At 54.5% G+C, this 12,513-nt stretch carries 12 protein-coding genes; 4 read left to right on the top strand and 8 right to left on the bottom strand.

Features of this window, described 5'->3' with window-relative positions; translation table 11 throughout:
• Nucleotide 1: 1 nt before the first annotated feature.
• From mrdA to ACH0WD_RS05020, 4 genes are all read right to left on the bottom strand, one after another.
• Nucleotides 2-1,903, bottom strand: coding sequence for a peptidoglycan DD-transpeptidase MrdA (gene mrdA / locus ACH0WD_RS05035; protein WP_000828700.1), 1,902 nt, complete (start codon nucleotides 1,901-1,903; stop codon nucleotides 2-4).
• Nucleotides 1,904-1,933: 30 nt separating this feature from the next.
• Nucleotides 1,934-2,401: a 23S rRNA (pseudouridine(1915)-N(3))-methyltransferase RlmH gene (gene rlmH, locus ACH0WD_RS05030; RefSeq protein ID WP_000776107.1), complete on the bottom strand. Its 468-nt coding sequence runs from the start codon at nucleotides 2,399-2,401 to the stop codon at nucleotides 1,934-1,936.
• Nucleotides 2,402-2,404: 3 nt separating this feature from the next.
• A complete protein-coding gene (gene rsfS / locus ACH0WD_RS05025; protein WP_001161670.1) occupies nucleotides 2,405-2,722 on the bottom strand; it encodes a ribosome silencing factor in 318 nt (105 codons plus the stop codon).
• Nucleotides 2,723-3,049: 327 nt separating this feature from the next.
• Nucleotides 3,050-3,658, bottom strand: a complete 609-nt coding sequence (locus ACH0WD_RS05020; RefSeq protein ID WP_001241923.1) for an adenosylcobalamin/alpha-ribazole phosphatase — start codon at nucleotides 3,656-3,658, stop codon at nucleotides 3,050-3,052.
• 96 nt (nucleotides 3,659-3,754) lie between these two features.
• On the opposite strand from ACH0WD_RS05020, the gene cobD reads away from it, so the two are divergent.
• Entirely contained in the window at nucleotides 3,755-4,849 is a 1,095-nt protein-coding gene (gene cobD / locus ACH0WD_RS05015) for a threonine-phosphate decarboxylase CobD (protein ID WP_001173237.1), read from the top strand.
• Here the strand turns inward: cobD and nadD are convergent.
• Genes nadD through leuS form a run of 4 tightly spaced genes read right to left on the bottom strand, consistent with a single transcriptional unit; the run spans nucleotide 4,824 to nucleotide 9,685 of the window.
• Complete coding sequence (nadD, locus tag ACH0WD_RS05010) at nucleotides 4,824-5,465, bottom strand: nicotinate-nucleotide adenylyltransferase (RefSeq protein ID WP_001518902.1); 642 nt, start codon at nucleotides 5,463-5,465, stop codon at nucleotides 4,824-4,826. The genes cobD and nadD overlap by 26 nt on opposite strands.
• Before the next feature lies 1 nt (nucleotide 5,466).
• Nucleotides 5,467-6,498, bottom strand: coding sequence for a DNA polymerase III subunit delta (gene holA / locus ACH0WD_RS05005; RefSeq protein ID WP_000620491.1), 1,032 nt, complete (start codon nucleotides 6,496-6,498; stop codon nucleotides 5,467-5,469).
• Entirely contained in the window at nucleotides 6,498-7,088 is a 591-nt protein-coding gene (lptE, locus tag ACH0WD_RS05000) for an LPS assembly lipoprotein LptE (RefSeq protein ID WP_001269951.1), read from the bottom strand. Before lptE ends, holA begins: the two co-directional genes overlap by 1 nt.
• 14 nt (nucleotides 7,089-7,102) lie before the next feature.
• Nucleotides 7,103-9,685: a leucine--tRNA ligase gene (gene leuS / locus ACH0WD_RS04995; RefSeq protein ID WP_001157916.1), complete on the bottom strand. Its 2,583-nt coding sequence runs from the start codon at nucleotides 9,683-9,685 to the stop codon at nucleotides 7,103-7,105.
• A gap of 236 nt (nucleotides 9,686-9,921) precedes the next feature.
• Here leuS and ACH0WD_RS04990 point away from each other — a divergent pair, with 236 nt between their 5' ends.
• Genes ACH0WD_RS04990 through ACH0WD_RS04980 form a run of 3 tightly spaced genes read left to right on the top strand, consistent with a single transcriptional unit; the run spans nucleotide 9,922 to nucleotide 12,455 of the window.
• Nucleotides 9,922-10,263: a UxaA family hydrolase gene (locus tag ACH0WD_RS04990; RefSeq protein ID WP_001574029.1), complete on the top strand. Its 342-nt coding sequence runs from the start codon at nucleotides 9,922-9,924 to the stop codon at nucleotides 10,261-10,263.
• A gap of 16 nt (nucleotides 10,264-10,279) precedes the next feature.
• Complete coding sequence (locus ACH0WD_RS04985; protein ID WP_001670689.1) at nucleotides 10,280-11,452, top strand: UxaA family hydrolase; 1,173 nt, start codon at nucleotides 10,280-10,282, stop codon at nucleotides 11,450-11,452.
• A 49-nt stretch (nucleotides 11,453-11,501) separates the two neighbouring features.
• Entirely contained in the window at nucleotides 11,502-12,455 is a 954-nt protein-coding gene (locus ACH0WD_RS04980) for a 2-keto-3-deoxygluconate permease (RefSeq protein ID WP_000694477.1), read from the top strand.
• Nucleotides 12,456-12,513: the final 58 nt, after the last annotated feature.

Genomic DNA, 12,513 nt, shown 5'->3' with positions numbered 1-12,513 from the left:
ATTATTGGTCCTCCGCCGCTGCAACCACCGGGTTTTCCGCAGGCAAATGGGTGTTGTTGTCGCCCAGCATGATGTGATCAAGGATTTGGCGCATGATCGTGCCTACTGCCGGGCCTGCGCCGCCGTTTTCAAGGATGATCGCGACGGCGACCTGGGGATTGTTATACGGCGCAAAGGCGGTCATTAATTTATGGTCGCGCAGGCGCTCGGCGATTTTATGCGCATTGTACGTTTCGTTGGCCTTCAGGCCAAAGACCTGCGCGGTGCCCGATTTCGCCGCGATTTTATAGGGCGCGCTGGCAAAATATTTATGCGCCGTGCCGTTAGGGCGGTTGGCGACGCCATACATGCCATCTTTCGCTATTTCCCAGTAGCCGGAGTGAATATCGCCCACCGGCGGCTCATGCGGCTGTACCCACGGCACCTGTTTACCGTTTTCCGCGGTGCTCATTAACAGGTGCGGGACTTTAACTACACCGTCGTTAATAAGGATCATCAGCGCCTTACTCATCTGAATCGGCGTTGCCGTCCAGTAGCCCTGGCCGATGCCCACCGGAATCGTATCGCCCTGATACCACGGTTTTTTAAAGCGTTTCTGTTTCCACTCGCGGGTCGGCATATTACCAGATCGCTCTTCTGCGAGATCAATTCCGGTATAGTGACCATAGCCGAACTTACCCATCCATTCTGACAGGCGATCGATCCCCATGTCATAGGCCACCTGATAGAAGAAGGTATCCGCCGACTCTTCAAGGGATTTGGTGATATTCAGATGCCCGTGGCCCCATTTTTTCCAGTCACGGTAGCGTTTCTCAGACCCCGGCAACTGCCACCAGCCAGGGTCGAAAAGACTGGTGTTACGGGTGATGACGCCAGCGCTTAACGCCGATACGGCGACGTAAGGCTTAACGGTAGAAGCGGGTGGGTAGACACCCTGAGTCGCGCGGTTCACTAATGGCGTGTTCGGGTCGTTAAGCAGCCCGGAGTAATCTTTGCTGGAGATGCCGTCCACGAAAAGGTTAGGGTCGTAACTTGGCATGGAGACCAGCGATAGCACGCCGCCGGTACGCGGATCGGTGACAATCACCGCCGCGCGACTGCCTGCCAGCAGCGTTTCAATATACTGCTGGAGCTTGAGATCCAGCGTCAGGTAGATATCGTGTCCGGCCTGCGGCGGCACCTCTTTGAGCTGGCGAATAACGCGACCGCGGTTGTTGACTTCAACCTCTTCATAACCGGTTTGCCCATGCAGAATATCTTCATAGTAGCGCTCAATGCCCAGCTTGCCGATGTCATGGGTGGCGGCGTAGTTCGCCAGTTTGTTTTCTCTGTCGAGACGCTCGACGTCTTTATCATTGATTTTCGATACGTAGCCGATAACGTGGGTCAGCGCCGATCCGTATGGATAATAGCGGCGTTTATAGCCTTTGACTTCGACGCCCGGAAAACGGTACTGGTTGACAGCAAAGCGCGCGACCTGAACTTCCGTCAGGTTTGTTTTCACCGGAATAGAAGTAAAGCGATGGGATCGGGCGCGCTCTTTTTTAAAGGCGGCGATATCGTCGTCGTTTAAATCGACCACACTGCGTAGCGCATCCAGCGTTTGCTGAACGTTATCCACCTTTTCCGGCATCATTTCAATCTGATAGATAGTGCGGTTCAGCGCAAGGGGAATGCCGTTGCGGTCGTAGATTATCCCGCGGCTTGGCGCAATTGGCACCAGCTTGATACGGTTTTCGTTCGAGCGGGTCTGGTAATCGGTAAAACGGAGAATTTGCAGATTATACAAATTGGCGATCAGTACGCCGGTCAGCAGCAAAATACCCAAAAAGGCGACCAGCGCCCGACGCACAAACAGTGCGGACTCAGCCGTATAGTCACGAAAAGAATTTTGTCGTTTCATCCGCTGCTTAATCTTCTCAAGACTTCACGATCACTCACGGTGATAAGGGTGGTTGGTTGTGATGCTCCACGCCCGGTACAAACTCTCCGCGACCAGAACCCGAACCAGCGGGTGAGGGAGCGTTAACGCCGAGAGCGACCAGCTCTGTTCCGCTGCCGCTTTGCAGGCGGGAGATAATCCTTCCGGGCCGCCAATCAGCAAACTGACGTCGCGCCCGTCCTGTTTCCAGCGCTCCAGCTCATTGGCTAACTGCGGCGTATCCCACGGCTTGCCTGGAATATCCAGGGTAACAATGCGATTCTTACCGGCGGCGGCCAGCATCTGCTCGCCCTCTTTGTCGAGAATGCGTTTGATATCCGCGTTCTTGCCGCGTTTGCCCGCAGGGATTTCGATCAGCTCAAAGGGCATATCTTTCGGAAAACGACGCAGATATTCCGTAAATCCCGTTTGAACCCAGTCGGGCATCTTCGTGCCGACAGCGACAAGTTGCAGCTTCACGCATTAACTCCAGAGTTTTTCCAGTTCATACAGGCGGCGACTTTCTTCCTGCATGACATGCACAATCACATCGCCCAGATCGACGACAATCCAGTCAGCCGCATTCTCGCCTTCGACGCCCAACGGCAGCATACCGGCCGCGCGCGACGACTGCACCACGTGGTCGGCAATAGACATAACGTGACGGCTGGAGGTGCCGGTACAAATAATCATACAGTCGGTGATACTGGATTTACCCTGAACATCTAAGGCGATGATGTCCTGACCTTTCAGGTCATCAATTTTGTCGATAACAAAATCCTGGAGTGCTTTACCCTGCAAGTTTTCCCCCTGGGTGAATAATTGCGTTATAACGATAGAAAAAGGCCAACAGGCTGGACCGGTAAGGCGTTGCGAGTTAACGCTAACCTTCCGGCGGGACGCCGTGTAGTATACCTGAATCAGCGGCGATACCGGGACTTATGTCGCCGGATCGGCGTTTAAAACCAGATTATCATCCCATCCCACGTCACAGAAAGCATCGCCATTTTTGTAAAACAATTTCTGCAAAGCTCTGCAAGGTGAAAAAAGCCTGGCTGCGGAGAATAACAGCCTGTCGGGGGCTGTCAATGGGCGAAACCGCTGCGGCGAGAAAAAACGGAAAATTCATCACTCAGGCCGCCAGACGGCACGACTATTTAATACTTTCAGGGTGGCGAACCCTTCGCACAGGTCGATTGCGCTCCAGCATCCCTGTTCTACCCGGAAATGCCATAGCGAGGCGGCGGGCATTGCGAGCAGACGGGCAATCAACAGGCTGAGTACGCCCTGATGGCTGACGATCAGCAGGTTCTGGCAATCGCTGAACGCGTCGAGTCGCGAGATAAAGCGCTCTACGCGCCGGGTAAAAGCCTGAAAACCCTCGCCATTGGTCGGAACCGCATTCTGCCAGTCCGTACACCAGGCGGCATAGCTTTCGGCATCTTCATGGGTGAGGTCGCGGTGATGGCGCATTTCCCAGTCGCCAAAGTACATCTCATTAAGCTCAGGTAAGATGTGTTGCGGCACATCCCGGCCCTCCAGTACGAGCCGGGCGGTATGGCGCGCGCGCTCCAGCTCGCTGCATAACACCCTGTCAAATGGCGCGTGGCGCAATAAAGTATGTAGCGTTTTCGCCTGGCCAATCCCTTTTTCCGTTAACGGCGTGGGAGCATGTCCGCTATACAACCCGGCGACATTGGCCTCGGTTTCGCCATGACGCACCAGCCACAATCGCATGGTATTCCTCATGAGGTTAAATGCGCAAAACATGATAATGCCCCTGATTGCGCAACGTTTTTTTCACTAAAATAGCGTTTTTTGGCCGGAGGCATAATGGCGTTATTCAACAGCGCGCATGGCGGTAATATTCAGGAAGCCGCGACGGTGTTGGGCATCTCGCCTGACCAGTTACTGGATTTTAGCGCAAACATTAATCCGCTGGGTATGCCTGTCAGCGTGAAACGCGCGCTTATCGACAATCTGGACTGCATTGAGCGCTACCCGGACGCCGATTATTTTCATTTGCACCAGGCGCTGGCGCGTCATCATCAGGTGCCGGCATCGTGGATACTGGCGGGAAATGGCGAGACGGAGTCAATCTTTACCGTGGCGAGCGGTCTTAAACCACGTCGTGCAATGATTGTCACGCCAGGTTTCGCGGAGTATGGCCGGGCGCTGGCGCAAAGTGGCTGTGAAATTCGTCGCTGGTCTCTACGCGAAGCGGATGGCTGGCAGCTTACCGATGCCATTCTTGAGGCGTTGACGCCCGATCTGGACTGCCTGTTTCTGTGTACGCCCAATAATCCTACCGGCCTGCTGCCGGAGCGGCCGTTATTACAGGCCATTGCCGTACGCTGCAAATCGCTGAATATTAACCTGATCCTGGATGAAGCGTTTATCGATTTTATTCCGCATGAGGCGGGCTTTATTCCTGCTCTTAAAGATAATCCGCATATCTGGGTGCTGCGTTCGCTGACCAAATTTTATGCCATTCCCGGCCTGCGGTTGGGATATCTCGTCAACAGCGATGACGCGGCGGTAGCGCGGATGCGTCGCCAACAAATGCCGTGGTCGGTTAACGCGCTGGCGGCGCTGGCCGGTGAGGTAGCGTTACAGGATAGCGCCTGGCAACAGGCGACCTGGCATTGGTTACGGGAGGAGGGCGCCCGGTTTTATCAGGCGCTTTGTCAGCTCCCCCTGCTGACGGTCTATCCCGGGCGGGCAAACTATCTGTTGTTACGCTGTGAGCGAGAGGATATTGACCTGCAGCGGCGGTTGCTGACGCAGCGGATTTTAATTCGTAGCTGCGCTAACTACCCGGGGCTGGACAGCCGCTATTATCGTGTGGCGATACGCAGCGCTGCGCAAAACGAGCGTCTGCTGTCGGCGCTGCGCAATGTGCTTACCGGTATAACCCCTGCTGATTGATGTAGTTCAGCACGTTTTCCGGCAACAGATCGTCGCAGGACTCGCCTTTTTCCAGCCGTTCGCGGATGAGGGTTGCGGAGATATTAAGCCAGGGCGTTTCCGCCAGGTAAATTTTACCGGCTGGCAACTGGTGCAGATCGTCCGGCGTATGGGTCAGATGCTGTTCCAGCCACTGCTGGTGTTGCGCCTGCGTCATTTCAAGGGGATAGCCCGGACGACGACAAACGATCAGGTGAGTGTTATCAAGGATGGTGTCGTAATCATGCCAGGTGGGGAAGTTAAGCAGCGAGTCCTGGCCGATAATAAACGCCAGCGGCGCTTCGGGACCCTGTTCTTCGCGCCATGCTTTCAGCGTTTGCGCAGTGTAAGAGGGCGCGTTTCGCTGTAGCTCGCGTTCATCCAGCGTAAAAAGCGGCTTATCGGCGATAGCCAGCTCCAGCATATATTTACGCTGCGCGCTGGAGGCTTCCGGCTGGGGGCGATGCGGCGGCACATTGTTAGGCATAATAATCACCCGCGATAAGCCGATCAGATTCGCCAGCGTTTCAACAGGTTTAAGATGTCCATAATGCACCGGATCAAAGGTGCCGCCGAATAAAGCCTGTAACGATTTCATATCACCCATCAATAAATACGTCTGCCAGCGCCTTATGGCAGAGCAGGAGCGACAGCCCTTCAAGATCTGCCCATACCGACTGACCATAATCCTGTTTGAGCGTAATTTCTGTACGCGTCAGTAACTGCACGGCCTGGCGAAGCTGCGCAGGATGGAGACGCTGCAACGCGTCGCCGATCATGGGGCGACGGTTTTGCCAGACCCGGTGTTTATCAAACAGCGCGCGTAACGGCGTATGCGCGGACTGACGTTTGAGATTTACCAGTAGCAGCAGCTCTCGCTGGAGGGTGCGCAGCAGAATAACCGGTTCGCTGCCTTCAAGGCGTAGCTGTTGCAGGATATGCAGCGCGCGTTTGCTTTTCCCCATCAGTAACGCATCCACCCAGTGGAAAGGGGTAAAGTGGGCGGCGTCATTGACGGCCTGCTCCACGCGAGGAAGCGTTAACTTACCGTCAGGCCAAAGCAGCGACAGCCGTTCCAGCGCCTGTGCCAGCGCCAACAGATTGCCCTCATAGCAATAGCACAGCAGTTGGTTCGCGGCGTCATCCAGTTGCAAATTCTGTGCTTTCGCTCTGGCGGCCACCCAGCGGGGAAGCTGCGCCTGCTCCGGCGTCTGACAACTGACCTGAACGCTACGGTCTGCCAGCGCGGTATACCAGGCGGCGTTCTCCTGCGCTTTGGTGAGCTTGTTTCCGCGTACTATTAATAACAGGTCGTCATGCAGCAGCTCGCTCAGGGTGGCGAGTTGCTCATTCATTGCCGCGTTAGGCCCGTTTTCCGGCAGTTGCAGCACCAGCGTTTGACGGCTGGCGAACAGGCTCATCGCCTGGCAGAGTGAGAAAAGCGATCCCCAGTCGGTACTGGGATCGAGAGTAAAAGCGTGGTGCTCTTCGAAGCCTTGCGACGCAGCCGCCAGACGAATAGCGTCCTGACTTTCCTGCAGCAGCAGCGGATCGTTGCCCAATAATAGATATGCCGCACGCAGCCCTTCGTTGAGCTGCGCGCGGAGTTGTTCAGGATACAACCTGATCATTAGTTACTCAGCGTAGTGGAGACGCGTGCTGGCGTAGAGGCGGGCACCGCCGTCTCATTGTCGGCGGTAGCCTCCTCTTTCGTCGCCTGAATATCCGCCGCGCGGACGCTGGTCAGCTTACGAATCAACTGTTCAGCGGCTTTGTCGTACATCTCTTGAACGATCATGGCCTGCTCGTTATCCTTCGCCAACGCCATCTGCGGGTTATCGAAGAACGAACGGTACACTTTCGTGCTGATAGGATAGATGTCATGGCCCGGAATCAATACCGAGGCATTGACGGTCATTACCATCTGATATTCCGCCGTCTGGCCGTCCTGGAACACTGACGCCGTATCCTGCGAAATAGTTACCGTTCCAAGCCGCAGAGACGGAACGTCTTTGCGCGTTGTGTCTTTATCAAGCAGGTTTACGTTATTCAGCCGTAACTGATTACGTACCGCACGACTTAGCGGACCGTTCGGATCGCCGGAATCGAGGATCATCGTTTTCATTGAAGCCGGAACCTGCGTAGTGCTACGCAGATGCCAGCCGCATCCGGCGGTGACCAGCACCGCCAGAGATAACAACAGTGTTACCAGATATCGCACGCTTCCTCCCGCGCTTAGCCAACAACCAGATTGAGGAGTTTACCCGGAACGTAAATCACTTTACGCACGGTAACGCCATCAAGATATTTTGCCACCAGATGTTCCTGGCCTGCACGTTCACGCACCTGTTCTTCGGTGGCATCCACCGCAACGGTGATCTTACCGCGAACTTTACCGTTAACCTGCACGACAACCAGCGTGGTGTTTTCCACCATTGCCTGCTCGTCGGCAACCGGCCACGGCGCGTTGTCGATATCGCCTTCGCCGCCCAGTTCCTGCCACAAGGTAAAGCAGACGTGCGGGGTGAACGGGTTAAGCATACGCACGACGGCCTGCAGCGCTTCCTGAAGCAGTGCGCGGTCTTGTTCGCCTTCCTGCGGGGCTTTCGCCAGTTTGTTCATCAACTCCATGATCGCCGCAATGGCGGTGTTGAACGTCTGACGGCGGCCGATATCATCGGTCACTTTGGCAATGGTTTTATGCACATCGCGACGCAGCGCTTTTTGATCTTCGCTCAGCGCATCGACGTTCAGCGCCGCGACAGGACCTTTAGCGGTGTGTTCGTAAACCAGCTTCCAGACGCGTTTAATAAAGCGGTTTGCGCCTTCTACGCCGGACTCCTGCCATTCCAGAGTCATATCCGCCGGAGAAGCGAACATCATAAACAGGCGTACCGTGTCCGCGCCATAACGTTCAACCATTACCTGCGGGTCGATACCGTTATTTTTCGACTTGGACATTTTACTCATGCCAGTGTAGACCAGCTCATGACCCGCTGCGTCTTTTGCTTTGACGATGCGGCCTTTTTCATCGCGCTCGACGATAGCGTCAACTGGCGAAACCCAGTTACGTTCGCCGTTCTCGCCGACATAATAGAACGCATCCGCCAGCACCATGCCCTGGCACAGCAACTGTTTAGCCGGCTCGTCAGAGGTGACCATGCCCGCATCGCGCATCAGCTTATGGAAGAAGCGGAAGTAGAGCAGGTGCATGATGGCATGTTCAATACCGCCGATGTAGATGTCGACTGGCAGCCAGTAGTTTGCCGCTTTCGAATCCAGCATTCCTTCCTGATACTGCGGGCAGGTGTAACGCGCGTAGTACCATGACGATTCCATAAAGGTGTCGAAGGTGTCGGTTTCACGCAGCGCCGGCATACCGTTAACGGTGGTTTTCGCCCACTCAGGATCGGCTTTAATCGGGCTGGTGATGCCGTCCATGACGACGTCTTCCGGCAAAATAACCGGTAGTTGATCTTCCGGCGTCGGCAGCACGGTGCCGTCTTCCAGGGTGACCATCGGGATCGGCGCGCCCCAGTAACGCTGACGGGAAACGCCCCAGTCACGCAGACGGTAGTTCACTTTACGTTCGCCGACGCCTTTTTCCGCCAGTTTATCGGCAATGGCGTTAAACGCCGCTTCAAAGGCCAGACCGTCGAACTCGCCGGAGTTAAACAGCACGCCTTTTTCGGTCAGCGCCTGTTCGGAAAGATCCGGCTCGGAACCGTCGGCGGCCAGAATCACCGGCTTGATGGTCAAACCGTATTTGGAGGCAAATTCGTAGTCGCGCTGATCGTGACCCGGAACGGCCATCACCGCGCCAGTGCCGTACTCCATCAGGACAAAGTTTGCCGCCCAGACCGGGATCTCTTCGCCAGTTAACGGATGAATCGCTTTATAGCCGGTGTCGACGCCTTTTTTCTCCATGGTCGCCATTTCGGCTTCGGCCACTTTGGTGTTACGGCATTCGTCGATGAACGCCGCCAGCTCGGCGTTATTCGCCGCCGCTTTTTGCGCCAGCGGATGACCGGCGGCCACCGCCAGGTAAGTGGCGCCCATAAAGGTATCCGGACGGGTGGTATAGACGGTCAGGGTGTTATCGTAACCCTTCACATCGAAGGTGATTTCCACGCCTTCAGAGCGGCCAATCCAGTTGCGCTGCATCGTTTTTACGGTATCAGGCCAGTGGTCCAGCTTATCCAGATCGCGCAACAGTTCGTCTGCGTAAGCGGTGATTTTGATAAACCACTGTGGGATCTCTTTACGCTCAACTTTGGTGTCGCAGCGCCAGCAACATCCGTCGATCACCTGTTCGTTGGCGAGAACGGTCTGATCGTTCGGGCACCAGTTAACGGCAGAAGTCTTCTTGTACACCAGGCCTTTTTTATACAGCTCGGTGAAGAATTTCTGTTCCCAACGGTAGTATTCCGGGGTGCAGGTCGCGATTTCACGGCTCCAGTCATAGCCAAAACCCAGCGTTTTGAGCTGGTTTTTCATGTACGCGATGTTGTCGTACGTCCATGGCGCCGGCGCGGTGTTGTTCTTCACCGCCGCGCCTTCCGCCGGCAGGCCGAAGGCGTCCCAGCCGATTGGCTGCAGCACGTTTTTGCCCAGCATACGCTGGTAGCGGGCAACCACGTCGCCGATGGTGTAGTTACGTACGTGGCCCATGTGTAGTCGGCCAGAAGGATAGGGAAGCATCGACAGGCAGTAATACTTCTCTTTGCTCTCGTCTTCGGTCACTTCAAATGTGCGCTTCTCATCCCAGTGAAGCTGTACTTTGGATTCTATCTCTTCCGGGCGGTATTGCTCTTGCATGGCAGCCAGTAGTCCTGTTTTCGATACAGCTACAAATGTAGCTTTAGAGGTGGTGTTTAGATCCGCATAGCATAGCCCAAACACGCACGTCAAAACAGGGGGTAGAACATTTGTCGCGCCAGGCGTTCATGAGGAGGTGACGCAAAATGCGACACGACTGAGGCAAATTACCGCAGTTCCTGTCACCGCCAGATCGGTCTGTGAAAATAAAGACATATAAAACAATAAGTTAAAAAATGGCACGCCTTTTGATTAGGGAAGACAGGACTAAAGCAAAGGAGTTAATCGTGAAAAAAAATGCAGTGGTGATTCACCCTCAGGATTGCGTCGCGACGGCTATTACGGCGCTCAAGGCCGGCGAAACCGCCACAATGTTCATTGGCGAACGCGAGATAAGCGTTGTGTTACATCAGGATGTGCCATTTGGCCACAAATTCGCCATCTGCGATGTGCCTTTTCATGGCGAAGTTTATAAATATGGCGAATCCATTGGCCGCGCCACTCAGGAAATAAAAAGTGGCGACTATGTGCACGTCCACAATGTGGAAAGCGAACGCGGACGTGGTGACTGGAAATAATATAAAACAAGGGAAAATGATTATGAGCAATGAGACTTTTTTGGGTTTCCGCCGCCCTGACGGCCGTTTTGGCATCCGTAATTATGTACTGATTTTACCTACCAGCGTTTGTGCGAATAAAGTTGCCCAGGATATTGCCCGGCAGGTAAAAGGCGCGACATGGGTGAATAACGATTTTGGCTGCTGCCAGGTGGCAGGCGATGCGCGTCTGACGGAAAAGACATTGATTAATGTGGCGAATAATCCCAACGTCGGCGCTATTGTGGTTGTGGGCTTAGGCTGTGAAGGCGCGGAGCCGCTGCGCATCGCAGAAGAGATTACCGCATTTGGCAAACCGACCTCCTGCATTACCATTCAGGAAGAGGGCGGCACGCTTAAATGTCAGGCCAGGGGGATTTCGCTGGCCCGCGACTATGCGCAACAACTCTCCATGCAAAAACCGCAGCAAGCACCGGTTAGCGAGCTGCTGCTGGCGATGGAGTGCGGCGGGTCAGATACGACATCGGGGCTGGCGTCTAACCCTTCCTGCGGGGTCGCCTCGGATAAGCTGATACGCTGTGGCGGAAGCTCAATTCTTTCTGAAACGACGGAATTTATTGGCGCCGAGCATGTGATGGCGAAACGCGCGGTGACGCCGGAGGTTGGTCAACAGCTCATTGATTTAGTGGTCGGCTGCGAGGCGCGAGCAAAAGCGCTGGGCGAGGATATTCGCGGGGGACAGCCGACGCCGGGCAATATTAAAGGCGGGCTGACTACCATTGAAGAAAAATCGTTAGGCTGTATGCATAAAGCAGGTCATGCGCCGCTACAGGGCGTACTGGAATATGCCGATAGCCCAACGCATCCTGGCCTGTGGATTATGGATACCCCGGGGCAGGATATTGAATCTATTTCCGGCATGGTGGCGGGTGGAGCGCAGATCGTTATTTTTACTACCGGTCGCGGAACGCCTGCCGGTAACCCAATAGCGCCGGTAATAAAAATTACGGGTAATAAAGCAACGTGGGAAATGATGCAGGACAATATTGATATTGATGTGTCCGCCATTATGTCTGGCGAGGCTTCTATTACACAAATGGGCGAGGAAATTTATCAGGAAATTTTACGCGTCGCGAATGGGAAAACGACTAAATCAGAAGATTTAGGTCATAACGAATTCTCTATTTATAAGATCGCGCCGACGTTCTGATACCAAATCGGGCAGCACAAGCTGTCCGGTTATCTCCTGGGAATAAGCTATGAAAATTAAAAAAACACTGGAACGTTTTCCTGGTGGTATGATGGTTGTACCGCTAATCATCGGCGCATTGTTTAAAACTTTTGCGCCGGAGGCGCTGGAAATAGGCGGTTTTGTCACCTCTATTTCGCATGGCGCAATGGCGATTTTAGGCATGTTTTTAGTCTGTATGGGCGCGGATATCCAGTTTAAAGCCGCGCCGAAAGCGTTGAAAAAAGGCGCTGCGATCACCTTTGCGAAATTTGCCAGCGGCGTGATTATTGGCATTCTGGTCGGGAAATTTTGCGGCCCGGATGGGTTATTAGGTCTGTCGGCTTTAGCGATTATTTCGGCGATGACCAACTCAAACAGTGGGTTATATGCCGCGTTGGTGGGGGAGTACGGCGATGAAACCGACGGCGGCGCGATTGCGGTAATATCGTTGAACGATGGTCCCTTTTTCACCATGCTGGCGTTAGGGTCGGCAGGCATGGTGTCGATACCCTTTATGAATCTGGTGGCGGTTATTATTCCCATTATCATTGGCATGATTTTGGGTAATCTGGATGAGGACATGCGCAAGTTTCTTAAACAGGGCAGCGTGGTAACGATTCCCTTTTTTGCCTTTGGGTTAGGATACGGTATTGATTTCGCAAGACTTATCACGGCAGGTTCTTCAGGCATTTTACTGGGACTCATGACGGTGGCGATTGGCGGATTTTTTAATATTTTCGCCGATCGTCTGACGGGAGGCAGCGGCGTGGCAGGCGCGGCGGTATCCACCACCTCTGGCAACGCCGTCGCGACGCCAGCGGCAATCGCGCTGCTCGATCCGCATTTTACTGACCTGGCGTCGACGGCGGCGGCGCAGGTGGCGGCCTCGACGATTATTACCGCTCTGTGCGCCCCCTTCCTGACCGTATGGATAAAAAAACGCTACGATCGTAAACTGAACCCAGCCGCCGCAGGCGGTTAGCGTTTCGGCGGAAAATAAATCACGACGGGCGGTCTCGCCCGTTTATAAACCAACAGGA

The organism is Salmonella sp. 2020_1395, assembly GCF_043848115.1.
GTDB classification, from domain to species: Bacteria; Pseudomonadota; Gammaproteobacteria; order Enterobacterales; family Enterobacteriaceae; genus Salmonella; species Salmonella enterica.
Note: the sequence above shows the minus strand (reverse complement) of the source record. Positions and strands in the feature narration are given on the sequence as shown.

Bases quoted from the DNA above. Each gene is read 5' to 3' on its own strand.
- mrdA (WP_000828700.1), bottom strand. From the start codon at position 1,903: ATGAAACGACAAAATTCTTTTCGTGACTATACGGCTGAGTCCGCACTG.
- ACH0WD_RS05020 (WP_001241923.1), bottom strand. From the start codon at position 3,658: ATGCGATTGTGGCTGGTGCGTCATGGCGAAACCGAGGCCAATGTCGCC.
- cobD (WP_001173237.1), top strand. From the start codon at position 3,755: ATGGCGTTATTCAACAGCGCGCATGGCGGTAATATTCAGGAAGCCGCG.
- nadD (WP_001518902.1), bottom strand. From the start codon at position 5,465: ATGAAATCGTTACAGGCTTTATTCGGCGGCACCTTTGATCCGGTGCAT.
- holA (WP_000620491.1), bottom strand. From the start codon at position 6,498: ATGATCAGGTTGTATCCTGAACAACTCCGCGCGCAGCTCAACGAAGGG.
- leuS (WP_001157916.1), bottom strand. From the start codon at position 9,685: ATGCAAGAGCAATACCGCCCGGAAGAGATAGAATCCAAAGTACAGCTT.
- ACH0WD_RS04990 (WP_001574029.1), top strand. From the start codon at position 9,922: ATGGCACGCCTTTTGATTAGGGAAGACAGGACTAAAGCAAAGGAGTTA.
- ACH0WD_RS04985 (WP_001670689.1), top strand. From the start codon at position 10,280: ATGATTATGAGCAATGAGACTTTTTTGGGTTTCCGCCGCCCTGACGGC.
- ACH0WD_RS04980 (WP_000694477.1), top strand. From the start codon at position 11,502: ATGAAAATTAAAAAAACACTGGAACGTTTTCCTGGTGGTATGATGGTT.